This is a genomic window from Holophagales bacterium (genome assembly GCA_016699405.1).
In the GTDB taxonomy this organism is placed as follows: Bacteria; Acidobacteriota; Thermoanaerobaculia; order Multivoradales; family JAGPDF01; genus JAAYLR01.
Genome location: CP064972.1, coordinates 2,668,044 through 2,692,710 on the forward strand (window position 1 = coordinate 2,668,044; position 24,667 = coordinate 2,692,710).

23 protein-coding genes and 1 pseudogene are annotated in these 24,667 nt (G+C 69.8%); 21 read left to right on the forward strand and 3 right to left on the reverse strand.

What is annotated here, in order from left to right:
- Positions 1-301: 301 nt before the first annotated feature.
- Both IPJ17_11110 and IPJ17_11115 read right to left on the reverse strand, forming a co-directional pair.
- Positions 302-880, reverse strand: a pseudogene (locus IPJ17_11110) (GTPase domain-containing protein).
- Positions 881-935: 55 nt separating this feature from the next.
- Positions 936-1,817, reverse strand: coding sequence for a DUF2520 domain-containing protein (locus IPJ17_11115; protein QQR72079.1), 882 nt, complete (start codon positions 1,815-1,817; stop codon positions 936-938).
- Between the two features lie 172 nt (positions 1,818-1,989).
- Between IPJ17_11115 and hrcA the strand changes: the two genes are divergently transcribed.
- The 10 genes from hrcA (at position 1,990) to IPJ17_11165 (ending at position 12,008) form a co-directional block, all read left to right on the forward strand.
- Positions 1,990-3,045, forward strand: coding sequence for a heat-inducible transcription repressor HrcA (gene hrcA / locus IPJ17_11120; GenBank protein QQR72080.1), 1,056 nt, complete (start codon positions 1,990-1,992; stop codon positions 3,043-3,045).
- 25 nt (positions 3,046-3,070) lie between these two features.
- On the forward strand, positions 3,071-3,715 hold the full coding sequence (grpE, locus tag IPJ17_11125; protein QQR72081.1) for a nucleotide exchange factor GrpE: 645 nt from the start codon (positions 3,071-3,073) through the stop codon (positions 3,713-3,715).
- Between the two features lie 34 nt (positions 3,716-3,749).
- The gene (gene dnaK / locus IPJ17_11130; GenBank protein QQR72082.1) at positions 3,750-5,570 is read left to right on the forward strand and encodes a molecular chaperone DnaK; all 1,821 of its coding nucleotides are present in this window, start codon (positions 3,750-3,752) and stop codon (positions 5,568-5,570) included.
- A 7-nt stretch (positions 5,571-5,577) separates the two neighbouring features.
- Positions 5,578-6,705, forward strand: coding sequence for a molecular chaperone DnaJ (gene dnaJ / locus IPJ17_11135; GenBank protein QQR72083.1), 1,128 nt, complete (start codon positions 5,578-5,580; stop codon positions 6,703-6,705).
- Entirely contained in the window at positions 6,702-7,571 is an 870-nt protein-coding gene (locus IPJ17_11140; protein QQR72084.1) for a 50S ribosomal protein L11 methyltransferase, read from the forward strand. Before dnaJ ends, IPJ17_11140 begins: the two co-directional genes overlap by 4 nt.
- Complete coding sequence (locus IPJ17_11145) at positions 7,568-8,296, forward strand: 16S rRNA (uracil(1498)-N(3))-methyltransferase (GenBank protein ID QQR72085.1); 729 nt, start codon at positions 7,568-7,570, stop codon at positions 8,294-8,296. The genes IPJ17_11140 and IPJ17_11145 overlap by 4 nt, the downstream gene beginning before the upstream one ends.
- A 93-nt stretch (positions 8,297-8,389) precedes the next feature.
- Positions 8,390-9,304 (forward strand): branched-chain amino acid transaminase, encoded by a 915-nt coding sequence (locus IPJ17_11150; GenBank protein QQR76146.1) that lies wholly within the window; start codon positions 8,390-8,392, stop codon positions 9,302-9,304.
- Positions 9,305-9,327: 23 nt separating this feature from the next.
- Positions 9,328-10,506, forward strand: coding sequence for a type IV pilus twitching motility protein PilT (locus tag IPJ17_11155; GenBank protein ID QQR72086.1), 1,179 nt, complete (start codon positions 9,328-9,330; stop codon positions 10,504-10,506).
- A 52-nt stretch (positions 10,507-10,558) separates the two neighbouring features.
- A complete protein-coding gene (locus tag IPJ17_11160; GenBank protein ID QQR72087.1) occupies positions 10,559-11,032 on the forward strand; it encodes a RecX family transcriptional regulator in 474 nt (157 codons plus the stop codon).
- Between the two features lie 295 nt (positions 11,033-11,327).
- A complete protein-coding gene (locus IPJ17_11165; GenBank protein QQR72088.1) occupies positions 11,328-12,008 on the forward strand; it encodes a hypothetical protein in 681 nt (226 codons plus the stop codon).
- Between the two features lie 480 nt (positions 12,009-12,488).
- On the opposite strand, the gene IPJ17_11170 is transcribed toward IPJ17_11165, so the two are convergent.
- A complete protein-coding gene (locus IPJ17_11170; protein ID QQR72089.1) occupies positions 12,489-13,421 on the reverse strand; it encodes a transposase in 933 nt (310 codons plus the stop codon).
- Between the two features lie 245 nt (positions 13,422-13,666).
- Between IPJ17_11170 and IPJ17_11175 the strand changes: the two genes are divergently transcribed.
- The 11 genes from IPJ17_11175 to IPJ17_11225 all read left to right on the forward strand — a co-directional run bounded on the left by IPJ17_11175 (position 13,667) and on the right by IPJ17_11225 (position 24,664).
- Positions 13,667-14,071 carry a hypothetical protein gene (locus tag IPJ17_11175; GenBank protein ID QQR72090.1) on the forward strand — a complete coding sequence of 135 codons (405 nt, stop codon included), beginning with the start codon at positions 13,667-13,669 and terminating at the stop codon, positions 14,069-14,071.
- 107 nt (positions 14,072-14,178) lie between these two features.
- Positions 14,179-14,754 (forward strand): hypothetical protein, encoded by a 576-nt coding sequence (locus IPJ17_11180; protein QQR72091.1) that lies wholly within the window; start codon positions 14,179-14,181, stop codon positions 14,752-14,754.
- A gap of 84 nt (positions 14,755-14,838) precedes the next feature.
- A complete protein-coding gene (locus IPJ17_11185; GenBank protein ID QQR72092.1) occupies positions 14,839-15,168 on the forward strand; it encodes a hypothetical protein in 330 nt (109 codons plus the stop codon).
- A gap of 86 nt (positions 15,169-15,254) precedes the next feature.
- On the forward strand, positions 15,255-15,812 hold the full coding sequence (locus IPJ17_11190) for a methyltransferase domain-containing protein (GenBank protein QQR72093.1): 558 nt from the start codon (positions 15,255-15,257) through the stop codon (positions 15,810-15,812).
- A 242-nt stretch (positions 15,813-16,054) separates the two neighbouring features.
- The gene (locus IPJ17_11195) at positions 16,055-16,510 is read left to right on the forward strand and encodes a hypothetical protein (protein ID QQR72094.1); all 456 of its coding nucleotides are present in this window, start codon (positions 16,055-16,057) and stop codon (positions 16,508-16,510) included.
- 111 nt (positions 16,511-16,621) lie between these two features.
- The gene (locus IPJ17_11200; GenBank protein ID QQR72095.1) at positions 16,622-17,032 is read left to right on the forward strand and encodes an SRPBCC family protein; all 411 of its coding nucleotides are present in this window, start codon (positions 16,622-16,624) and stop codon (positions 17,030-17,032) included.
- A 195-nt stretch (positions 17,033-17,227) separates the two neighbouring features.
- Positions 17,228-17,584, forward strand: a complete 357-nt coding sequence (locus tag IPJ17_11205) for a DUF1428 domain-containing protein (protein QQR72096.1) — start codon at positions 17,228-17,230, stop codon at positions 17,582-17,584.
- 1,025 nt (positions 17,585-18,609) lie between these two features.
- Positions 18,610-19,092: a VOC family protein gene (locus IPJ17_11210; GenBank protein QQR72097.1), complete on the forward strand. Its 483-nt coding sequence runs from the start codon at positions 18,610-18,612 to the stop codon at positions 19,090-19,092.
- A gap of 311 nt (positions 19,093-19,403) precedes the next feature.
- Positions 19,404-21,134: a gamma-glutamyltransferase gene (gene ggt / locus IPJ17_11215; GenBank protein QQR72098.1), complete on the forward strand. Its 1,731-nt coding sequence runs from the start codon at positions 19,404-19,406 to the stop codon at positions 21,132-21,134.
- A 123-nt stretch (positions 21,135-21,257) separates the two neighbouring features.
- Complete coding sequence (gene alaS / locus IPJ17_11220) at positions 21,258-23,945, forward strand: alanine--tRNA ligase (GenBank protein QQR72099.1); 2,688 nt, start codon at positions 21,258-21,260, stop codon at positions 23,943-23,945.
- 68 nt (positions 23,946-24,013) lie between these two features.
- Positions 24,014-24,664 carry a lytic transglycosylase domain-containing protein gene (locus IPJ17_11225; protein ID QQR72100.1) on the forward strand — a complete coding sequence of 217 codons (651 nt, stop codon included), beginning with the start codon at positions 24,014-24,016 and terminating at the stop codon, positions 24,662-24,664.
- Positions 24,665-24,667 lie beyond the last annotated feature (3 nt).

Consider the following 24,667-nt stretch of genomic DNA (forward strand, 5'->3'; position numbering starts at 1 on the left):
TCGCCTTGGCCGGCGGAGGCGTCGCGGCGCGCGCCGGCGCGGCCTTCGGCGCCGGCGCCGGTGCCGCGGTCGCCGGAGCTGCAGCCGGAGGGGCGATCGCGCTCAGCGGTGTCGGCGGGAGCGACGGCGAGGGGCGCGGTGCGTTCGCCGGCGCGGTCGCCGGAGCCGGGGCCGGCGTCGGTGCCGCCGCGACCGGGGCGGCCGGCATCGGCACCCCCGGCTTGGTTCCGCCGGTCGCCGGTGCACCGACGCGGGCCGACGGAGACGGAGGGCGCGACTCCGTGCCCATCTTCGCCAGGCGGCGCTTGAGGTTGATCAGGGTGAGACGGGAGATCCCCTTGAGGGTCTCGAAGACCCCCTGGCCGGTGACCGCCGAAGCCTCGTAGTGCTCCCAGCCGCGCCGGTTGATCGCCCGGTTGAGCTCGTCGACGGTCAGCACGTCGGGCAGGTCGCGCTTGTTGTACTGCAACACCAGCGGGACGGTGTCGAACGACAGCTGCATCTCGGCGAGGTTCTCTTCGAGGTTGCGCAGCGAGTCGATGTTGGCCTGCACCATCGGCCGCTGCGAGTCGGCCACGAAGACCACCCCGTCGACGCCCTTGAGCACCAGCTTGCGGGTGGTGTTGTAGAAGACCTGGCCGGGAACCGTGTAGAGCTGGATCCGGGTGTTGAAGCCGTGGATCGAACCGACGTCGATCGGCAGGAGGTCGAAGAAGAGGGTGCGGTCGGTCTCGGTCTCGAGCGAGACCATTTCGCCCCGGCTCTCGTTCGAGGTGTGGCCGTAGATGTACTGGAGATTGGTGGTCTTCCCGCACAGACCGGGGCCGTAGTAGACGACCTTGGCCGCCATCTGCATGGTGCTGTAGTTGAAGAACACCATCTCTAAAGTCCCCGGACGATTGGGGATAAGAAGCTAGCACCCGCCTCGGGGCCGGTCAAGGAAGATCGGACTCTGCCAGCCAGGCGGCGAGCGTTGCCGTGGCCTCGTCGTGGGGATCGAGACGCCGGCGCTGGCGCACGGCTTCACAGGCGAGCTCGCGGAGCAGGGCGAGGCGCTCGGGCGCGAGCCGTGCCGCTGCGGCGAAGTGGCGGGCCACGGTCTCCACCTCCCCGCGCCGCCAGGGGCCGGTGATCGCCTCGGCGGGGTCCGCCGAGTGGGAGGCGGCCTCGAGCGCTCCCCTCGACAGGGCGGCGAAGCCCGGGGCGAGGTCGGCGGAGAGCCCGCCGCGCGCGACGAGCTCGGCGGCCAGGGCGAGGAGGGTGACGATGCCGCCGGCCGAAAGGACCGCGGCAAGATGGTAGACGGCGCGGAGCGACTCCGGCACGACGACCGCGCGTGCGCCCCAGGCGAGCGCCAGTCGCTCGGCCAGCTGTCGGGCGGCGAGGTCGCCGTCGACGGCGAGAACGAGCTCTCGCGGCGGCGCGTCGACCGCCGCAGGAAAGGGGAAGAGCGGATGGAGCGAGCCGGTGGCGGTGCCGCGGGCGGCGAGCGGCGCGAGCGCCGAGGCGCCGCGGCTGCCGCAGGTGTGGAGCGCCACCGCGGCCTGCGGCGCGGCGCCGAGCACCCCGGCGACCTCGTCGAGCGCCGTGTCGCGCACCGCGACGAGGAGCAGCGACTCGCCGGCCGTGTCGAGGCGATCGAGCGGCACGGACCGGCCGCCGAGCGCGCTGGCGAGCGCGCCGCTCGCCGCCGGACCGCGACCGGCGACCGACACCAGCGTCGCGTCGTGCCGCGTCAGCCAGCGGGCCAGGCTGGAGCCGACCCGTCCCGGGCCGACGAGGGAGAAGCGCAGCTCGCGCAGCGATCGGGTCGACATCGGGGCGCTACGCTACGGCCGCGACGCCTCCGACGCAACCGCGGTCTCGGCGAACCCCTGTAATCTCAAGATCTTCGCTTTGACCCGCCGGTGCGCGGGCCGATACAATGGTCGAAACGACGGGGGCCGGGACGTGGCAGGGTCGCGCCGGGGGCTCCGTGTCGGCGACGCCATGCCCGAACGCCTCAGCGCCCAGCCGCTCAATCCGCGGGATCGCGAGATCCTGAAGGACATCGTGCAGACCTACATCCTCTCCGGCGAGCCGGTCAGCTCGCGGGCGGTGGCCAAGCACGAGCGGCACGGCCTGTCGGCGGCGAGCATTCGCAACGTCATGGCCGACCTCGAGGAGCTCGGGCTGCTCGAGCAGCCCCACACCTCGGCCGGGCGCGTGCCGAGCAGCGCCGGGTACCACCTGTACATCGAAAGCCTGATGGACAATCGCGAGGTCTCCGCCGAGGAGCGCCAGGTCATCGACTCGACGCTCGCCGCCGAGGGGGACGCCGAGAGCCTGGTGGGTGCGGCGCCGCTGCTGCTCTCGCGACTCTCGGCGCAGGTCGGCATGGTGGTGACCCCGGCGCTCGGCGACACGCGGCTCAAGGCCGTCGACTTCGTCGCCCTCTCCGGGCGCAAGGTGCTCTGCATCGTCGTCTCCGCCGGCGGCTTCGTCGAGAGCAAGCTGATCGAGACCGACGAGTTGCTGAGCCGCGAACGGCTGGTCGAGATCTCGAACTACCTGACCGAGAGCTTCGGCGGCAAGACGCTGCGCGAGGTGCGCGAGCGCCTCCTGGCGATGATGGCCGAGCAGCGGCAGCAGGTCGACCAGCTGCTGGGCAACGCGATCACGCTCGCCGAACGCGGTCTCGCCACGGCCCACGGCCGCGAGGTGCTCGTCCAGGGGACCTCGACGGTGCTCGCGCACCCGGAGCTCTCGAGCCTCGATCGCGTGCGGCGGATGCTCGACCTCTTCGCCGACCGCGAGCGGCTCGTCGCGCTGCTCGGGCAGTGCATCGAAGGCAAGGGCGTCCGCGTGGTCATCGGTGCGGAGAGCGACCTGACCTCCGACCTGGGGTTCTCGCTCATCGCGCGGCCGTTCCAGGCCGCCGGGGGCGCCGAGGGGACCCTCGCCGTCTTCGGCCCGTCGCGCATGGAGTACGGGCGGGTGATCCCGCTCGTCGAATACCTCGGCGAGCGCCTCAGCCAGGCGCTCGAAGAGAGCCGGACCTTCTGACGCCGCGCCAGCGGACGGGGAAACGATGGACGAGCGCACCAGGGACCTCCAGCCGATCGACGAGCCGTCGACGAGCCACGATGCGGCCGGGGGCGACGAGATCGAGATCCTCTCGATCGAGCCCGGCGACGCGGGCGAGCCCGACGGGCGCCCCGCGCCGGAGGGCGCCGGCGCACCGCCGGCCGAGCCGGGCGGCGGCGAGCTCGAGCTGCGGCGCGAGCTCGAAGATCTGCGCGACCGGAGCCTGCGGGCGATGGCCGACTTCGACAACTTCCGCAAGCGCGCCGAGCGCGAGCGCGAGGAGCTGCGCCGCCACGCCCTGACCGGGGCGCTCGGCGAGCTCCTGCCGGTGGTCGACAACCTGGAGCGGGCGGTCTCCGCCCAGGGCTCGCTCGAGGACCTGCGCCTCGGCGTGGAGATGACGCTGCGCCAGCTGCAGGAGATCCTGCGGCGGATGGGATTGCGCGAAGTGGCCGCCGTCGGCCAGCGTTTCGACCCGCACGTGCACGAGGCGGTGATGCGCGAGGAGCGGCCGGGGCTGACCGAGCCGACGGTGACTGCCGAGCTGCTGCGCGGCTACCTGTTGCACGACCGGGTCCTGCGGCCGGCGATGGTGACCGTGGCCGTCCCGCCGGAGTCCGAGGACCGGGCGGCGGCGAGCGAGAGCTGAGCCGGGCTGACGCGACGAGGCGCGAGGAGGAGACTTGGGCAAGATCATCGGCATCGACCTCGGGACCACCAACAGCTGCGTGGCGGTGGTCGAGGCGTTCTCGCCGCGCGTGCTGCCCAACCGCGAGGGGAGTCGGACGACGCCGTCGATCGTCGCCTTCACCGGCGACGGCGACCGGCTCGCCGGGCAGATCGCCAAGCGCCAGGCGATCACCAACCCGCAGAACACCGTCTTCGCGGTCAAGCGGCTGATCGGCCGCAAGTTCGAGGACCCGAACGTGCAGCGGGCGCGCGACCTGCTGCCCTACGCGCTCGTCGAGGCGCCGAACGGCGACGTCAAGATCCAGATCCGCGACCGCCAGCACAGCCCGGAGGAGATCTCTTCCTTCATCCTGCGCGAGATCAAGACCTTCGCCGAGGAGGCGCTGGGCGAGCCGGTCAAGGAGGCGATCGTCACCGTCCCGGCCTACTTCGACGACTCGCAGCGTCAGGCGACGAAGGACGCCGGCAAGATCGCCGGGCTCGAGGTGCTGCGCATCATCAACGAGCCGACGGCGGCGGCGCTCGCCTACGGGCTCGACCGGCTCGAGGGCGAGAAGACGATCGCCGTCTACGACCTCGGCGGCGGCACCTTCGACATCTCGATCCTCCGCCTCTCGGAAGGGATCTTCGAGGTCAAGTCGACGGCCGGCGACACCTACCTCGGCGGCGAGGACTTCGACCAGCGGATCATCGACTGGCTGATCGGCGAGTTCCGCGCCGAGACCGGCGTCGACCTGCGTAGCGACCGGATGGCGCTGCAGCGCCTCAAGGAGGCCGGCGAGCGCGCCAAGTGCGAGCTGTCGACGGCCAACGAGTCGGCGATCAACCTGCCGTTCATCTCGGCCGACGAGAGCGGCCCGCGCCACCTCGCGCGCACGCTGACGCGGGCGCACTTCGAGTCGCTGGTGGAGGATCTGGTCGAGCGCACCGAGGGGCCGTGCCTCGACGCGCTGCGCTCGGCCGGGCTGCGCGCCGACCAGGTCGACGAGGTGCTGCTCGTCGGCGGGCAAACGCGCACGCCGCGCGTCGTCCAGACGGTCGAGCGGATCTTCGGCCGCGCGGCCAACCGGGAGATCAACCCGGACGAGGTGGTGGCGATCGGCGCGGCGATCCAGGGCGGCATCCTGCGCGGCGACATCAAGGACCTCGTGCTGCTCGACGTCACCCCGCTATCGCTCGGCATCGAGACGCACGGCGGGCTCTTCGTCAAGCTGATCGAGCGCAACGCCACCATCCCGACGAAGAACACGCAGATCTTCACCACCGTCGTCGACAACCAGGATACGGTGGAGGTGCACGTGCTGCAGGGCGAGCGCGACATCTCGGCGGAGAACCGCTCGCTCGGCAAGTTCGAGCTGGTGGGAATCCCGCCCTCGCCGCGCGGCGTGCCGCAGATCGAGGTGACCTTCGCCATCGACTCGAACGGCATCGTCAACGTGTCGGCCCGCGACATGGCGACGAACCAGTCACAGAGCATCCAGATCAACCCGGCCGGCGGTCTCTCGAAGGACGAGATCGAGCGTCTGGTGGTCGAGGCCGACGAGCATTCGAAGACCGACCTCCAGCGGCGCGAGATCCGCCGCATCAAGAACCGGCTCGAGGGGCTCATCTATACCAACGAGCGGGTCTTCGAGCAGTTCCGCGAGGCGCTGCGCCCCGACGACAGCAAGCGCATCCACGAGACGCTGCTGCGCGCCCGCATGGCACTGATGAACGAGGTGCGGGCCGACATCGAGGCGGCGCTCTTCGACCTGAATTCCATCTCGCGCGTGCTCTCCGACGCGATGCTGAACCGCTCGGCCAACCCGTCCTAGGCATCCCGTGTCGCGCGACTACTACGAGGCCCTGGGCGTCGCCCGCGAGGCGACGGCGCAGGAGATCAAATCGGCGTACCGCAAGATCGCGGTCAAGTACCATCCGGACAAGAACCCCGGCGACCGCGAAGCCGAGGAGCGCTTCAAGGAGGCGGCCGAGGCCTACGCCGTGCTCTCCGACCCCGAGAAGCGCGCGCGCTACGACCGCTTCGGGCGCCAGGGGCTTGGCGGCTCGCCCGGCGGCTTCGATCCGTCGACCTTCGCCGACTTCTCCGACGTCCTGGGCGACCTCTTCGGCCTCGGCGATCTCTTCGGCGGCGGGCGGCGCGGCGGTGCGCGCGGCGGCGGCCCGATGCCGTCGCCCGGCGCCGACCTGCGCTACGACCTGACGCTGACCTTCGCCGAGGCGGCGAGCGGCGTCGCGCGCGAGCTGAAGATCCCGCGCCTCGAGGTCTGTCCCGACTGCACCGGCTCGGGGGCGCGGCGCGGCAGCTCGCCGACCGCCTGCCCGGCCTGCGGCGGACGCGGCCAGGTGCGCTTCAGCCAGGGGTTCCTCACCGTGGCGCGCACCTGCCCGCAGTGCCGCGGTGAGGGGACGATCGTCCGCGACCCCTGCCCCGGCTGCCGCGGCGAAGGGCGCGTCGAGCGCGAGCGCACGCTCGAGGTGAAGGTGCCCGCCGGCGTCGACAGCGGCGCGCGGATGCGGCTCTCCGGCGAAGGCGAGCACGGCCGCCACGGCGGGCCGCGCGGCGACCTCTACGTCGTCCTCGAGGTCGAGCCGCACGAGAGCTGGGAGCGCGACGGCGCCGACGTCCACGCCCGCCTCGAGGTCGGCTATTCGCAGGCCGTCCTCGGCGCGACGCTCCCGGTCGAGACGCTGCTCGGCGAGCAGACCTTCGAGCTGCCCGGCGGCAGCCAGCCCGGCGAGCAGTTCCGCCTGCGCGGCAAGGGCTTCCCGCGGCTCGGCTCCTCGGGACGCGGCGACCACGTCCTGCACCTCGTCGTGCGGGTGCCGCGGCCGGGCGACCTCGACGAGGAGCAGACCACCCTCTTGCGCCGTCTCGCCGAGATCGAGGGCGAAGCGGTGCACGAAGAGCGCGGCGTCCTCGAGCGGGTCAAGGACTTCTTCTCGTGAGCCCCTCGCACCTCGAGCGCCGCTTTCGCGTCGTCGCCGGGGAAGAGGACGTGGCCTCGGCCTGGATCTGGTCGCTCGACCCGCTCGGCGTCGAGTGGCGAGACGAGCCTGCGGGGTCGGTGGCGGTCGCCTACTTCCGCGCCGACGACTGTCCGCCGTTGCCCGAGGGGTTCCCTTACGCCCTGCTCGCCGAAGAGCCGGTGGCGTCGACCGACTGGCTCGCCGCCTGGCGCGCCGCGGCCTCGCCGATCGAGGTCGGCCGGCAGCTGTTGATCGACCCGCGCGAGCTCGATGCGGTCGAGGCGCTGCCCGAGACGGGGGGGCGCCATCTTCTGCGGCTGCCGGCCCGCACGGCGTTCGGCGTCGGCAGTCACGAGTCGACCCGCCTGGCCTGGGAGCTCGCCGAATCGCTCGATCTCGCCGGTCGTGCGGTGCTCGACGTCGGTTGCGGCACCGGCATCCTCGCCTTCGGCTGCCGCCTGCTCGGCGCCGGTCGCGTCGTCGGCTTCGACCTCGATCCGGCGGCGGCGCTGCTCGCCGGCCAGTACGCACGGCACAACCGCGTCGCCGTCCCCTTCTTCGTCGGACGGGTCGCGGCGCTCGCCGCGCACCCGGCGGCGCGCCCCCCCTTCGACCTGCTCCTCGTCAACGTCATTCCGGAGGAGATCCGCGGCGAGCTCCCCGAGCTCCTGGCGCTGCTCGCTTGCGACGGGGAAGCGGTTTTCTCCGGCATCCTGGAGCGCGAGGCTGACGCGGCGCTCGCCGAGCTCGCCCGTCACGGTCTCGTCGAGCGCGACCGACGCGTCGCCGGCGAGTGGGCGGCGCTGCGCACCGCACGCGCCGGCGCTCCCGCTCGATCGGCATGATCACCGTGCTCGTCGAGCCGGCCGACCTCGCAGGCGAGCGGCTGGAGCTCGCCGGCGATCGCTACCACCACCTGGTGCGCGTGCGCCGCGCCGGGGTCGGCACGGAGCTCCGGCTGGTCGACGGTGCAGGCGAAGCGCGGCAGGGGAGGATCGAGCGCGTCGACCGGCGAAGCGCCGGTGTCCTCCTCGGCGCCCCCGTCCCGGGGCTCGAGCCGCACCGTCACGTCGAGCTGATCGTCGCGCCGCCGCGCCCGGAGCGCGCCTCGTGGATGGTGGAGAAGGCGACCGAGCTCGGCGTCGCCGCAGTGCGCTTCGTCGCCACCGAGCGCGATCCGCGATCGATCGGCGAGGGCAACCTCGAGCGGCTGCGCCGGGTCGCTGCCGCGGCGCTCGAGCAGTGCGGTGGGAGCCGTCTGCCGGCGCTCTCCGGCGTTCACGCCTTCTCCGAGCTGCCCTCGCTGCTCGCCGCGCTTCCGCGACGGCTCTGCCTCGACTTCGGCGGCTCGGCCTTCCCGGCGCCCGACGACGCCGCGCTCGCGCTCCTCGTCGGACCCGAGGGCGGATGGACGGCGGGGGAGCGCTCGACGCTCGCCGCGCTCGGCTGCGAGGCGATCGCCCTCGGGCAACGCGTGCTCCGGGTCGAGACGGCGGCGCTCGCCGCGGCGACGCTCGCGTTTCATTCCGGCTCCGTCGCGTCGGCTTCTGCCGCGGCATTCCTGCGTTGACACCCCCCGGGGGGGCGGATACCATCCCGGCGAGCCCCACGGGAGGTCAACCCATTGAATAGAAACCCCTTTGCCGGCGTGCGCTGGGTGTGGATGAACGGCGAGCTCGTCGAGTTCGCGAAGGCAACGGTCCACGTGATGACCCATGCGCTGCACTACGGCTCGGGGCTCTTCGAAGGGATCCGCTGCTACGCCACGCCGGCGGGCTCGGCCGTCCTCCGCCTGCAGGAGCACCTCCGGCGCCTCGAGCACTCCTGCAAGGTCTACCGGATGCAGATCCCCTTCTCGCGCGCCGAGCTCACCGCGGCGGTCTTCGCCACGATCCGCAGCAACGAGCTGCCCGCCTGCTACATCCGGCCGATCGTCTACCGCGGCTTCGGCTCGGCAGGGATCAACCCGCTCACCGCTCCGGTGGAGGTGACGATCGCCGTCTGGCCCTGGGGCAAGTACCTCGGCGACCAGGCCGCCGAGCAGGGCGTCGACGTCTGCGTCTCCTCCTGGCGGCGCCACGGCCTCGGCAGCTCGCCGGCGCTCGCCAAGGCGACGGCCAACTATCTCAACTCGCAGCTGATCAAGATGGAAGCGGTCGGCAACGGCTACGCCGAGGGGATCGCCCTCGACACCCAAGGCTACGTCTCGGAGGGCTCGGGCGAGAACGTCTTCCTGGTCCAGGACGAGGTGCTCTACACGCCGTCGCGCTCCTCCTCGATCCTGCCCGGGATCACCCGGGATGCGATCATCACCCTGGCGGGCGATCTCGGGATCCCGGTGCGCGAGGAGGCGATCCCGCGCGGGATGCTCTACACCTGCGACGAGGCGTTCTTCACCGGCACGGCGGTCGAGGTGTCGCCGATCCGTTCGGTCGACCGGATCCCGGTCGGCGAGGGGCGTCCCGGGCCGATCACCCGGCGGCTGATGGGCGAGTTCATGGGCATCGTCGAGGGGCGCCTGCCGGACCGGCACGGCTGGCTCTCGCCGGTGCCTCCGACGGTCGGCGGTCCGGCCTGACTTGGGGCACAGCGGAGGCTTCGATGAACATCAACGAGCTGCTCAAGATCGCCGTCGAGAGGAAGGCCTCGGACCTCCACCTCAAGGTCGGCAGCCACCCGGTGCTGCGTGTCGACGGCGAGCTGCTGCCGCTCGGCGAGCTCAAGCGGCTGATGCAGGAGGACACCATCGCGATGGCGTTCTCGATGATGAACGCCCGCCAGAAGCAGCGCTTCAAGGAGGAGTACGAGATCGACATCGCCTACTCGGTGCCGGGTCTCGGACGCTTCCGTTGCAACATCTTCCAGCAGCGCGGCACGGTCGGCCTGGTGCTGCGCGTCATCCCGGGGCGCATTCTCGCCATCCGCGAGCTGATGCTGCCGCCGGTGCTGGAGAAGATCTGCGAGGAGCGCCGCGGGCTGGTGCTCTGCACCGGGACGACCGGCTCGGGCAAGTCGACGACGCTTGCCGCGATGATCGACCTGATCAACGGCTCGCGGACCGAGCACATCGTCACCGTCGAGGACCCGATCGAGTTCCTGCACCGCGACAAGAAGTCCATCGTCAACCAGCGCGAGATCGACGTCGACACGCGCGGGTTCTCCACCGCCCTGCGCTCGGCGCTGCGCCAGGACCCGGACGTCATCCTGGTCGGCGAGATGCGCGACTACGAGACGATCGAGACGGCGCTGCTCGCCGCCGAGACGGGCCACCTCGTCTTCTCGACGCTGCACACCCTCGACGCCACCGAGACGATCAACCGCATCATCTCGGTCTTCCCGCCGCACCATCAGAAGCAGATCCGCATCCAGCTCGCCCAGGTGCTCAAGTCGGTCATCTCGATGCGCCTCATGCCGCGCGCCGACGGCTCGGGCCGTGTGCCGGCGGTCGAGGTGCTGATCTCGACCCCGTACATCCGCGAGTGCATCGAGAACAAGGACAAGACGAAGTACATCCGCGAGCAGATCGCCCTCGGCACCAGCCAGTACGGGATGCAGACCTTCGACCAGTCGCTCTTCCAGCTCTACAAGAACGGTCTGATCACGCTCGACGAGGCGCTGCGCCGCGCGTCGAACCCGGACGAGTTCAAGCTCAAGCTGCAGGGCGTGCAGTTCACCGCCGACGCCTCGCGCGAGGCGATGGAGCAGGCGCTCGAGGCGCCGCACGAGACCGACCAGTTCCAGGACGGGCTGAACTTCCAGATCGAGCGCATCGGCGGGTGAGGCGCACGACGCCGCGCCCGGCCGCGCCGCGAGCCCCGTGGTGATCCCGCGAGTGAGCCCCTCCCGCCTCTCGGCCTTCGACAAAGCCGGCGAGCTGCTCGCTCGCCGGCCCTATTTTCGCGCCGAGCTCGCCGCGCGCCTCGCCCGCGCCGACTACGACGGCGAGGAGATCGCCGCGGCGATGGAGAAGCTCGTCCGCCTCGGCTACCTCGACGACGAAGCGCTCGCCACCGCCGAAGCCGCGCGCCTGCGCGACCGCAAAGGCCTCGGCCGCGCCCGCATCGCCGCCGACCTCTCCCGCCGCGGGGCCCCGCGCTCGATCGCTGCCGAGGTCGCCACCGAATCGCCGGACGACGAGCTCACGCGCGCCCGCGACGAAGCCGCCCGCTGGTCCGCCAAGACCCGCAACCCCCAACCCGCAGCCCTCGCCCGTTACCTCGAACGCAAGGGCTTCTCCGCGCGCTCGATCGTCGCGGTGCTCGAGGATCTCGGCGAGGGCGAGGTGGGGGAGCTCGAGGAGAGCTGAGCGGGCAGGAAGCGCCCTCGCGCGCCCGGCGCGGGGTGGAGCCGGTTCTGGAAACTCGGCGCCGGCAGGTCCGCTCCGCACTGACCCACGCCGCGCTGGTGTGATGCGAGCGCTACACGCCGTGTTTGACACCAGCCACGGGCGTGCCTAGACTGAACTCAAGGCAGCTAGGGATGCGACGTCTCGCCCCTCGTTGCCTCCTGCTCGCCGGTGCTACGCGGCAAGATCTGTCGCGATTGCCGGTTCGCGTACGGGGTCGGAGTGGGGGCGAACACAGGGTGAGACGCCCTTAACCATGCACACGCTCGCAGAGCTCTTCGACTCCCACGGCCTCATCTCCTACGACAAGCAGCTGACGCTGCGCACTCTTGTCGAAGGGCTCGGTTCCGTCTCGTATCGTGACGGCGCGCTTTCCTTCGGGCGCGATCTCGAATGGCCCGTTCAGCTGATCGGCTCACGCTCCGATTACGACAACACTTGGCTCTGGGCATGGGCCAATCCCGGCCTGTCCGGGTGGCGCCTGGAAGCATCGCACGAGCTCCATGCCTTCGGGCATCAGCACTCCATTCAGGAGCTCACTCGGGCGAAGTTCACACTGCTCGCATTCGACGGGCACTACCTCTCCATGGTCGCTGCCGGCGTATTGGGTGCGGCGTGCTACTACCGCTTTCCGTATGAGGACGGTGCGGCGTTTCTGCTGGTACTCGCGGCGCCAGAGTTGAGAGCCCTTTCCGACCTGTCCGCTCACAGCATCTCCAGCCGCGTCTTGGACTTTGTCTGTCAGTACGATTGCCGTCACCGGACGGCTGTCGAGAATTACCTTCGGTTCAAGGGCTACACGTTCACGAACAGCGGTCAGACCCTGACTGCGGCGTCGCAGGTGGGTCAGTCTCTTGAGGCGCACTTCGACTCCGACGGCCGCCTTCTCAAGATCGAGGCGGTTGTCACAGCCCCCGTCTACCCGCCGGGCGTCTAGCCCGGCATGCAGCAGACTCGCTACGCTCGCCTCTGATTCCACGGTTAGACGGCCCGGGCCCGAGCCCCAGAAGAGGTGCCACCCGATTTCCCAATCGCCGCGACGGCCCAGAGTCGTCTCGGAATCTTGGACATGAGTCAGGCCTCTCCGTGGGGGAAGCTCGCGCCCTCTTCGAGCGTCGTCGTGAGGTCGCCTGGAGGAAGAGGAGGAAGAGGTGCCACCCGATTTCCCCGATTTCCCAACCGCCGCGACGGCCCAGAGTCGTCTTGGAGACTCGATCATGAGTCAGGCTTCTCCGCGGGGGAAGATCGCGCCCTCTTCGAGCGTCGTCGTGAGGTCGCCGAGCTGAGAAGGTCGCGTCGCTTTCGGGCAATGCCCGTCGAAGGGCGCGAGAGGGCTCTCTGGCGCAGCCTTCGGCCCCGCAGGCAGTGGCAGTGCTTCAGATCCAGTCCTCGGAATCGAGCGAGCCTGCGCTGAGACTCAGCCGCTCCGAGCGGCAACACGGAAGGGAAGCGCCGGCGGAAACGCGCCTTCCGGGAAGACGACTTCCCGCACGCCCGCGCGGAGGAGCCGCGCGGCGTGCTGGTAGGCCTCACGAAAGGCGAAGTAGGCCTTGCGCAGCGCTCGTCGGACCTCGGGTGCGACGGTGTGGACCAGCGGTGCGGGAGCCTTCTTGATCCGGTTCGGCTCGTGGTGCGGGCTCTGGCGACAGACGGCTTCCCGACCGAGCGGGGGCTTGCCGCTCTCCTCCTCGCGCTGCTCTCCCCAGGCCTCGATCTCCGCGATCAGGTCCCGAATGCGTGCTCGATAGACCTCGGGGTCGAGCGAACGCCAGCAGGGAAGCGGGGACAGCGTCAGCTCCTCCTCGACGACGTAGTCCTTCGGGTCCAACAGGATGCCCTTCCTCAGCGCCTTCGACTCGAGCGTTCGGTCGTGCCAGTGGCCGACGACCGGCGTACCTTCGACCAAATGCCGCGCGCAGTGAGCTCCAGGCCAGTCGAAGGGTGAGGCGACGAGGCCTTCCTTGACTCCTTGGGCAAGGAGATACGTGAGGCGTTCGATCTGGGCTCCCTCCTCGTCCGAGACCAGGATCGACTGGAAGCGTCGCCCCCAGAACTTCTCGCGCCATTGGACGAGCCGGCCGGCCTCTCGGGCGAGGTTGGAGTTGAGGTAGTTCATGAAGGCGGCAAGCTGGAGCGCGTCGAGGACGGCGAGCAGCAGGTGAAAGTGGTTCGAGAGGAAGACGAAGCCGATGACCTCGACCGCGTAGAGCCGCGCGGCGCGGGCGAGAATGCCGGCGACGGTGTCGTTGAGAAGGGCCGAGGGTCGGAGCAGAAGCCGGCCCTGCAGGGTGCGGCAAGTGACCTCGACCAGCCCGCCGCCCGGGGGGATGTAGCGTAATCTCCTCGCCATGCCTCCCTAAGACGAGAAGCGGGGCGGCGATCTTGCGCGACGCTGGTCGATGGTCAGGTAGGGCGAGTTCCACCGGCTCGGCGCAGGTGAACCAGAGGAGCTGTGAAAATCGGGTGGCGCCTCACTTGGCACCTCACTGGGATCATGCGGCCGAGCGTCCGCCGCTGACCTCGAGCTCCGTGAGGTGACCATGCATTCAAAACGCGAAATGATCGCACCCCATCTACCACGAGCCGGCAACTGACATGGCGACCTCGCAGCAGAAGAAGCGGCATCGCAGCCGCCTGGACCCGGAGGCTGTCGTGAAGGAGTTGCTGGACGCCCTCGTCTCGACGCGACCGGGCTGCAGGTGCGAAGTCGAGATGGCTGGCGACTGGAACTGCCTGGGAATCGCCGTCCATCTGCCTGCCGAGTCCGACCCGAACCAGGTGCTGGACCTGGCCAACGACCTGGTGACGGTGCTCGGGCGAGCCCGAGCGGAGGAGGTTCTGCGCTCGGACTGGTCCGCCGGGATCTATCAGAACGGGGAGCTCCTCCGCGCGCTCGACCCTCGTTCGACCGTGGCGCGGCGGTGCTCGACCTGCGGGCAGACGCAGGAGGTCGGGCGCGGTGACACCTGCGTCCGGTGCGGCAACTCCACCTGGTCCTGACCGGCACCGATTCCAGCCGGTGGCGCAACACGCACATCCTCGTGCGCGCGGGCCTCGGACGCTGGACGCCGGTCCCGTTCGAAGACTAGGGTAGGGGAGGTTTCCCGATGAACGCACTGCACGAGTCCGTCCTGGATGCCTGGCGCGTCTGCAGCCGCGCCACGGCGTTCCTCGTCGAGCGGCTCCCGAGCGATCTCTGGCCTCTCGGGATCCCCGGCGCTCCCCGCCGCACTGTGCGGAGCCTCGCCGTTCACCTTCACGATTGCCGCTGCCTCTGGATGAAGAGCCTGGCGAAGGAGTCCGGCGTCGCCATCCCTCGCCGTGTCGGCCGCGCCGCCGTCTCGCCGGACGAGGTCCTCGCCGCGCTGGCCCTGAGCAGCGACGCGGTGGGCCGTCTCCTGCAGGTCGGCCTCGAGAACGGCGGCGAATTCCCCGGCGTCTCGACCCGGTTCGTCTACGGCGCGATGCCGCGCGACGCCGTCCTCTTCTGTGGCTACGCCCTCTCCCACGAGGCGCACCATCGCGGGCAGCTCGTCGTCGCGGCCCGTGCGCTCGGTCACCGCCTCCCGTCGCCGACCGTCGGCGGGCTCTGGCAGTGGTCGTCGCGGCTTCGCGAAGCCGCCGCGAAACCAACCGTGCCGTCCGACCCTGGCGGGCAGCCGGCTCGCCGCACGCGCCGTTGAGGCCAGAGGTGGAAGTCGCGGACGGTTGACCGAATCCCAGGAGAGTGAAGTGAACGGTTCCCGGTGCTGAAAGAAGGTGGAACGATGCAATCGTTGCGCTGGACACTCGGCGTCATCGCCGTCGTGGTGGGCGGTGGATGGCTCGCGGTCGCGGCCCTGGGCCGCGGATTCCGGAGCTCCTTCGGGGCCTCGGCCGTCGGGCCGTTCACGCAGCTCGGGCCGGCCCTGGTGATGGGGTTGGCCTTGGCATCGGTCGTCGCACCGCACAATCGGGTGCTCCTTCACACGACCGCTGTCGTCCTCGCGGCAGCGTGTGTCGGCCTGATCTTCGTGCTTCGGGAGTCCACGTTCGTCGGGGTGGCCGGGCTGCTGTACTGTGCCGCCTGGTTCCTCTTCTATGCCAAGGCCCTCTAATCGAGCGAGAACCGTCGCCGGAGCAAGCCGTCCTGCCTGCTCGCGCCGGTTCGCTCGACGTTAAGCTCTCGCCCAAGAGCAATCTCATGCCGGAGCCTCCGTCTTCCGTCTGTCCCGTCGCTCTCGCCGGTCACCTCGACAGCCGGATCCGGCGTTGGTTGCAGAACCCCCGCCGCCTGCTCGCGCCCTACGTGCGAGAGGGAATGACCGTGCTCGACTTCGGCTGCGGCCCCGGCTTCTTCACGCTGGAGTTCGCCCGCCTGGTCGGTCCGTCGGGTCGCGTCCTCGCGGTCGACCTGCAGCCAGAAATGCTCGAGCTGCTTCGCCTCAAGGCGCACGGCACCGAGCTCGCCGCGCGCATCACTCTCCATCCCTGCCAGCCGAATCGCCTCGGCGTCGCGGAGCCGCTCGACTTCGTGCTCGCGTTCTACGTCCTCCACGAGCTTCCCGATCCGAGAGCCTTCCTCGCCGAGCTCCGGCCGCTCTTCACTCCTGGCGGCCAACTCCTGATTGTCGAACCGCCGCTGCACGTCTCCAAGGCCGCGTTTGCCGTGACCCTTCGAGTCGCCACCGAAGCGGGTTTCCGCGTCGTCGCCCGCCCTCGCATCCTCTTCAACCATGTCGCTCTCCTCGCCCCCGGCTGACCGCTCGCGGTCGGCCATTCCACGCCGGCCAGGCTTGCGGTCGAGAATCCTGTTCCTCCGGCCGTTGTCGCCAGGATTGCCAACCTCCGTGCGCCCGTCTACACTGCGCCGAAATCCAGAAACTAAGGCACCTTCGGGACGCCATGACCCAACACTCCAAATCGGTCCATGCGACGTTGGTTCTCCGAACGCAAGCGTCGCGGCAGTCGACGCAATGTAGCTAGGCGAACCAGCAAGAGAAGATGGTCCTTCACCGCCGAATCCCGGCTGCGCTGTTGCTCCTGCTTGGCCCCGGGCTGGGTGTCGCCGCAAGGGACGACATCGCGGCAAAGGTTCACTCAGGAATTGAGCGCGCCCTTGCGGCCGAGACACAAGAAGCGCAGCAGTTGGCCTTCGATTCGATAGTGAGCCTGGGCTGTCCAGCAGTGCCAGCGATCGTCGACCGCCTAGACGACCGGCGGAAGCTTCCTCTGGCCTATCTCAAGTTGGAAAACGATTCTCCGGAGGCTTTCGAGGCGTATCGCCAATATGGCCCGGAGGTCATGACGGATGCCCTCGCCGCCATTCTCAACCACATCACGCTGTGGGACTGCGGGTTCATCTTCAACGGTGCGTCTGAGTTGGAGCGGGCCAGGACTGTTCAGTGCTGGCAGAAGTTTGCTCGCGACACCCGAGCCACGCACTGCGGACGCAAGTGAATCGTCGCCTGGCAACTCGCTCGAGTGGACGGCGGCGCTGCGCGCACCCGCTGCTGAGCTCGTGTTTCGCCAGGCTTCACAGGCCACCCCTCTTCCCACCCTGGAGGTCCGATGAAGATCACCGTCTCGACACTTGTCGCCGCTCCCCTTGCCGAAGTCTGGCGCGCGTACACGACACCTGACGACATCAAGAGCTGGAACGCGGCCTCTCCCGATTGGCATACGACCGCCGCGACGGTGGACCTTCGGGTCGGCGGCAAGTTCTCGTCACGAATGGAGGCGAAGGACGGCTCCTTCGGCTTCGACTTCGCCGGCGAGTACACGAAGATCGTTCCGGGTCGCCTCCTCGAGTACTCGTTCGGGGATCGGAGCGCGGTCGTGGAGCTCGCGGAAGGCCCGGCCGGCGTTTCCGTCACCGTCACCTTCGACGGCGAGCCCACGCATTCGGAGGAGCAGCAGCGCGCCGGATGGCAGGCAATTCTGGACAACTTCGCGCGGCACGTGCAGGCGCGGACGACCTAGAGGGGGGCGAGGAGCGATCGTCGGCGAGCCGCCATCCTCGAACGAGCAAGACAACAACGTTCCATCGCGAGCTGTTCGCGAAGCTCGAACACCCGGCGGCAGCTCGGGCCGAGCTCGACCGCACGCGGTGCACACGCGCAAGGCGCGCGAGCGGCTAAGATGGCCGCTCCTACCCCGAGAGTCGAGGAGAGACCGATGACCTACGTCGACGGATTCGTGATCCCGGTACCGAAGAAGAACCTCGCGGCGTATCGCAAGGTCGCGCGCGCGGCGGGCAAGGTGTGGATGGAGTGCGGCGCGCTTTCCTACACCGAGGCCGTCGGCGACGACCTGAAGCCGAAGTACGGTGCGCGCTTTCCACCGATGACGAAGATGAAGACCGGCGAGACCGTGATCTTCTCCTTCATCGTCTACAAGTCGCGCAAGCACCGCGACAGCGTGAACGCGAAGGTCATGAAGGACCCGCGCATGGCGAAGCTGATGAAGCTGCCGATGCTCTTCGACGTCAAGCGCATGGCCTTCGGCGGGTTCAAGACGATCGTCGAGATGTAGCGCCATCGCCGGGGCGCGGGCCGGCGCCGCGCCGGGCTCCACGCCGCATGCGTGATCCTCGCGGACGGAGCCTCGCCGCCACCTTTCTTGGTCCTGTGTCCGGCGGGTGCTTCGCGCGAAACCGCAGGGTCCGCGGCCTTCGCCACGCCGCGATCGCCCTCGTCGTGGCGAAGGCGGTCCTGGAAATCGTGTGCCCGCCGACCGCCAAGGAAGACGCGCTGCGCGGCGGAACCCACCGCGACCGCTTCCTCCGGCGCTGGGTTCACGCGCGGCTCGGCGTCCGAGGCCTCGTCTTGGCGCTGGCCTTTTCGACCTTGGTGGTGGGTGGCCCGTGGGCATCTCTCCGCTCAGGCGTTGCCCTGCTCTTCCAGCGCTGCGAGAGAGGGATCCAGCGATGCACGCAACGGAAGGAGGCCTCGTTGCAGCGATCGGTGGGTGAGCTAGAGGACAACTCCGAGGACGAAAGCTGCGATGGGCAATACGAAGTCCAGCGGAGCCGCTGGCGACTTGGAGGTGGCGGCGACGAACGGGTTTCGTCCCCACCAGGGTGGGCGCCAGGGACCACCAAGGCAGGGAGCATGCCAGGCGGCTCTGGAGCATGAAGTCTGGCGTGCCACGGAAGGCCTCGAGGGTGTCTGCCTGGCTGGCCCCACGCGAGTGGACTTCCGCGAGCCCTCCGGCCCCGGCGCGAAGCGGAAGTCTGCGTTCGCGGCCACGACGCATTTCGCGGCGATGTAGCCCGACCACCAGAAGGAGCAGCGAGAGGCGTGCTCACTGGTGGCGTCGGCTGCATGGGGTCCGTCGCTACGAAGAACCGCTCTGCCAGAAGTCCGGCGGTCGCGGTACTCTGACATGCGCACCCCGACTTTCCCGAGGGCATGCGGCCATGACTCCCCCGACCGTGTCACTCGATGTGCCGAGCGAATCGACGGAGGAGGCAGGCGCTTCCTTGCGGCGGGAGCCAGGCCCGCTTCGCGGCCATGGCAGCGCGGGATGCGGATGTCGCTAGACGACAAGGAGAGATCGTGACGGTCAAGCGGCTGGACAACGTCGGCATCGTCGTCGAAGACCTCGACGCCGCCATCGCGTTCTTTGCCGAGCTCGGCCTCGAGCTCGAGGGTCGCGCGCCGGTCGAAGGAGCGTGGGCCGATGGCGTCACCGGGTTGCGCGACCTGCGGGTCGAGATCGCCATGATGCGGACGCCAGACGGTCACAGCCGCCTCGAGCTGTCGCGCTTCCTCGCGCCGCCCGCGGTCGCCGATCACCGGACGGCGCCGGTGAACTCGCTCGGTTACCTGCGCGTCATGTTCGCGGTGGACGACATCGACGACACGCTCGCCCGACTCTCCCGCCGCGGCGCGACGCTCGTCGGCGAGCTGGTTCAGTACGAGAGCTCGTATCGGCTCTGCTACATCCGGGGCCCCGAAGGCATCCTCCTCGGGCTCGCCCAGCAACTCGGGCAGCAGGCTTCTCGAGAGGATCCGCTCGCGCCCGAGCCTCGAGAGTGACCGATCGGCCCCTCGCCCATCGTCGTCCCGGGCTTCGTCGCGACACGAGGGACGCCGAACCGGGCGGCTGGCGAGGATGTGCCCCCGCGCTGACAGGCCGAGAGCGGGACCCGGAATAGCCAAGAGGCCAGCGGATGGGGTTGGCCGCGGTGACGGGATGTCCACGCCACCACGGGACCGGGTTCCGAAGAATGGAACAGAATGCCTCCTGCGCTGTCGCGCGCCTCGAGACCATGAAACCAACCGACCCCCATCGGGCGAAGTCGAGATCCTCGGCCCACGACGGGAAAGAGGTTGAGCAGGCATCGAGCATGAAGCGGCGACTCGGCTGGATCTCGCTCGTTCTGTTCGTCGTCGTGGTGGCCGCCGTCGTCGGCGGCCTCAGCTTTCGGGCCGCACTGGGGCCAGCCGCCGAACGGTCGGTACCCCACGCGGTCTACGCTCCGCACGGCGCGGTCGCGACGAGTCAGCCGCTGGCGAGCCAGGCGGGGCTGGCGGTGCTCCAGCGGGGCGGGAATGCGGTCGACGCGGCGGTCACCGCTGCCGCGGTGCTGAGCGTCGTCGAGCCGTACATGACCGGCATCGGCGGCGACATGTTCGCGATCGTCTGGTCGGCTCGGGAGGAACGCCTCGTCGGCATCAACGGGAGCGGGCGTTCCGGGTCATCGATGACCCGAGAGGCGCTCGCGAGCGTCGGCCGGATCCCGGGGGACGGGCCGAAGACGATCACCGTCCCCGGAGCGCTGTCGGGTTGGGCGGCGCTGCTGGAGCGCTACGGGACGATCTCTCTTGCCGAAGCTCTCGCGCCGGCGATCGCGCTCGCCGAAGAGGGCTTCCCGGTGTCCGACGTCACGGCGGCGGAATGGTCGATCTACGCGAGCTTGCTGAAGGAGGACGTGGGGGCGAGCGCTGCGTTCCTCGTGGAGGGCAAGCGCGCGCCCGGGGTGGGGGAGTGGTTCTCCAACCGGGACTATGCCGCCACGTTGCGAGCGATCGCGCGGTCCGGGGCGGGCGTGCTGTACGGCGGCGATCTCGGCCGGCGGATCGCGACGCAGGTCCAGCGGCTCGGTGGATTTCTGACGCCGGAGGACCTCGAAAGCCATCGGGCGGAGTGGATGGAACCGCTGTCCGTGCCCTTCCACGGCTATCGACTGTGGGAGCTCCCACCCAATGGCCAGGGGATCGCGGCGCTGGAGATGCTCCGCATCCTCGAGCCGTTCGCTCTCGCGACGATGGGACACAACTCGGCCGCCTACCTTCACCACCTCATCGAGGCCAAGAAGCTGGCCTACGCCGACCTGGAGCGCTTCGTCGGCGACCCGGGCTTCATGACGGTCCAGCCCGACCAGCTGCTCGCCGACGACCTGGTCTCCCGCCGCCGATCTCGCATCGATCCTCGCCGTGCGCTGGTGCGGGCCGATCCGGAGCCCTCCTTGACGACGAGCGAGACGACCTACCTCGCCGTGGCCGACGACGAGGGCAACATGGTCTCGCTCATCAACAGTCTCGGCGGGGGCTTCGGCTCGGGAGTCGTCGTGCCCGGCACGGGCTTCGCGCTCCAGAACCGAGGCGTCGGGTTCTCGTACGAGGCGGGCCGCGTGAACAGCGTGGGTCCCGGGAAGCGACCGTTTCACACCATCATTCCCGGCTTCGTGACCCGAACGACCCCGGACGGAAGACAGGAGCCCTTCCTGAGCTTCGGCATCGTCGGTGGGCCGCAGCAGCCGCAGGCGCACGTCCAGGTCCTCCTCAATCTGTTGCTCTTCGACATGGACGTCCAGCAGGCTCTCGATGCTCCGCGTTTCCGTCATTGGAGTGGCAACCGCGTGAGCTTCGAAGGGGCGATCTCGCCGGCGGTGATCGAGGAGCTTCGCGCCATGGGGCATGCCCCGCAGAATCCGCTTCTGGAAACGGCACAGACCGTCCTCCTCGGCTCGAACGGGGGTCTCGTTTTCGGCGGCGGCCAGGCGATCCTGAAGCGACCCCGAGGCTGGGTGGCAGGTTCCGATTCGCGCCGGGACGGATTGGCGGCGGCGTACTAGCGAACCTCCCTTCTGGCCAGCCCTCCGGCCAGCCTGCTATCGTTCGGCGGCATCGAACGCGGGTCGCTCGCAGGCAGGCGGCGGGGCGGGCCGACATCCAGGTTTCTCTCCAGTGAGATCGTCATGAAGAGCCACGACATTCGCCAGAGCTTCCTCGACTACTTCGCCACGCGCGGGCATCGGCTGTATCCGAGCGCGCCCTTGGTGCCACATGGGGACGCCACGCTGCTGTTCACCAACGCCGGGATGGTCCAGTTCAAGGACTTCTTCCTCGGGCGCGAGACCCCGCCGGCGCGCCGGGCGGTGTCGTCGCAGAAGTGCCTGCGCGTCTCGGGCAAGCACAACGACCTCGAAAACGTCGGGCCCAGCCCGCGGCACCACACCTTCTTCGAGATGCTCGGCAACTTCTCCTTCGGCGACTACTTCAAGGCCGAGGCGATCGAGTTCGGCTGGGAGCTGGTGACCAAGGTCTGGGGGCTGCCCGCCGAGCACCTCTTCGCCTCGATCTACGAAGAAGACGACGAGGCCGGCGAGCTCTGGCGCAAGCTCTCGTCGCTGCCTGCCGGGCGGATCGTGCGCTGCGGCAAGGCCGACAACTTCTGGGCGATGGGCGAGACCGGCCCGTGCGGGCCGTGCAGCGAGATCTACGTCGACCGCAGCCCCGAGCGGCCCGAGGTCTCCTGGGAAGAGGGCACCGAGTCGGGCCGCTACCTCGAGATCTGGAACCTCGTCTTCATGCAGTACGAGCGCGACGCCGCCGGCGTCATGACGCCGCTGCCCAAGCCGTCGATCGACACCGGCGCCGGGCTCGAGCGCGTCGCGGCGGTGCTCAACCGCGTCCCGTCGAACTACGACACCGACCTCTTCCAGCCGATCCTCGGTGCCGCGGCGACGCTCTGCGGGCGGCGCTACGGCGAGAAGGCCGAGGCCGACGTCTCGCTGCGCGTCATCGCCGACCACCTGCGGGCACTCGCCTTCCTGCTCGCCGACGGCGTGATCCCGGGCAACGAGGGGCGGGGCTACGTGCTGCGGCGCCTGCTGCGCCGGGCGGTGCGGCACGGGATGCGCCTCGGCTTCGAGGAGCCGTTCCTGCATCGCGTCCTGCCGGTCGTCGGCGAGGTGCTCGGCGCTGCCTACCCGGAGCTCGTGGCGACGCGCGGCGGCTCGGCCGAGACCATCCGAGCCGAGGAGGAGAAGTTCCTCGCCACCGTCGCCTCCGGTGCCCGGCAGGTGCAGGAGGCGATCGAAGGCGCAAAGGCGGCGGGGGTCCAGGTGCTCGGCGGCGAGGAGGTCTTCCGTCTCTACGACACCTTCGGCCTGCCGCTCGAGCTGATCCGCGAGATCGCCGAGGAGGAGCGCTTCCGCCTCGACGAGCCGGGCTTCGAGCAGGCGCTCGAGCGTCAGCGCGAGCGCTCGCGCCAGCACCTCTCCGAGACGCAGAAGCGGCTCGGAGAGATCCGGGAGAAGATCAAGGAACGAGGGCAGAACTGGGAAGCCGTGGAGTTCACTGGCTATCTGGACCTTCGTGGAAGAGACGAAGGCCAAAGACGTCTGGGTGAGGAAGCGAAGGCGCTGCTTTCCTTGTCCGGCGACAAGCCGCGGGCGGTGAGCGAGCCGCTGGTTGCCGGTGAGACCGGCGTCGCGGTCTTCGCTCGGACTCCGTTCTACGCCGAGTCGGGCGGACAGGTCGGCGACCGCGGTCGCCTCGTCTGGCCGGGAGGCTCGGCGCGGGTGACCGACGTCCAGAAGCTCTCGTCCTACGACTACTACCACTTCCTGGTTGTCGAAGAAGGCACGCTCGGCAACAACCAGGTCGTCGACCTCGTCGTCGACCCGGCGCATCGGCTGCCGACGCAGCGCAATCACACCGCGACCCACCTCTTGCAGGCGGCGATGCGGAAGATCCTCGGGCCGGGCGTGCGGCAGGCCGGATCGCTGGTACACCCGGAGCATCTGCGCTTCGACTTCACGCATTCGCAGGCGCTGACGGACGACGAGCGGCGTGCGATCGAAGATCAGGTCAACGCCTGGATCCTCGAGGCGCTGCCGGTGCGGATCACCTACGACCGGCCGATCGCCGAGGCGATCGAGGCGGGAGCGATGGCGCTCTTCGGCGAGAAGTACGGCGAGAAAGTGCGCACGGTCGAAGTGCCCGGGGTGAGCCTCGAGCTCTGCGGTGGCTGCCACGTCGGCAACACCGGCGAGATCGGGCCGTTCGTCCTGCTTTCGGAGAAGGCGGTCGCCTCGGGGGTCCGGCGCATCGAGGCCCGCACCGGCGAAGGGGCGCTCGCTCACGCCCGGCGGCAGGCCGAGGTGCTCGGACGGATCGAGAGCGCCCTCGGCGTGCCGGCGGCACGGGCCGAGGAGGAGCTCGCGACGCTCCGCCAGAAGCTCCGCGACCTGGAGCGCGAGGTCGGCCGCTTGCGGGTCCAGATGGTCTCGGGTGGTGCCGCGGGTGCGGCCGACGAGGTCGAAGTGGACGGGATCAAGGTCCTCGCCCGGGAGGTGCCGCCGGCCTCGGCCGGCGAGCTGCGGACGATGGCCGACGCGCTCCGCGGCAAGCTCGGCTCGGGCGTCGTCGTGCTCGGTGCCCGGGGCGAGGGGAAGGTGACGCTGCTCGCCGCGGTGACCGCCGACCTCGCCGGCCGGCTCCACGCCGGACGCCTGGTCCAGGTGCTGGCCCCGCTGGTCGGCGGGAGCGGTGGCGGACGGCCAGACTTCGCCCAGGCCGGTGGCAAGGCGGTCGACGCCCTGCCGCAGGCGCTCGCCGCGGCGGCCGGCGCGGTGCGCGACCAGCTGGCGGCGGGTTGAGACGCTGCCGGCCCGGCCCTCCGCCTGCTAGACTGATTCGGACCGCGTGTGAGCCGAAACGGCGCCCGATGAAGGCCACCCTCGCCGTACCCGCCGCCCTTGCCGTCTGCCTGGCCCTCCCGGCTCGGGCAGAGGTGAAGATCGAGGTGCGCGAAGACGGGCGGAAGGTGATCGTCAACGAATCGTCCGAACAGCGCTCGCGCCGGCTGACCGGCCCGCTCGTGCGCTCGATCGACTCGGAGCTGCTCGGCATCATCGAAGCGCACGCCTTCGACCGCGACCTCGATCCGCGGCTGGTCCAGGCGGTCATCCAGGCCGAGTCGGGGTACAACGTCCGCGCCCTGTCGAACAAGGGCGCCATGGGGCTCATGCAGCTCATGCCCGGCACGGCGAGCGAGCTTGCGGTCGCGGACCCTTACGACCCGTCGGAGAACGTGCGCGGCGGCACCGAGTACCTCCGGCGCATGCTCGACCGGTTCGACGGCCAGCTCGACCTGGCGCTCGCCGCCTACAACGCCGGCCCCGAAGCGGTCGGTCGCCATGCGGGCGTCCCGCCCTACCCGGAGACGCAGGTCTACGTCGACCGCGTCCTGGCGCTCTATCGCGGCGAGGGGATGATCAACCCGACGACCTCCGAGCGGGTGGGCCGGCCAGTCCGGCTGACCCGGGATGCCAACAACCGCATCCGGATCGTGACGATCGGCAACGGCTCCCGTTGAGCG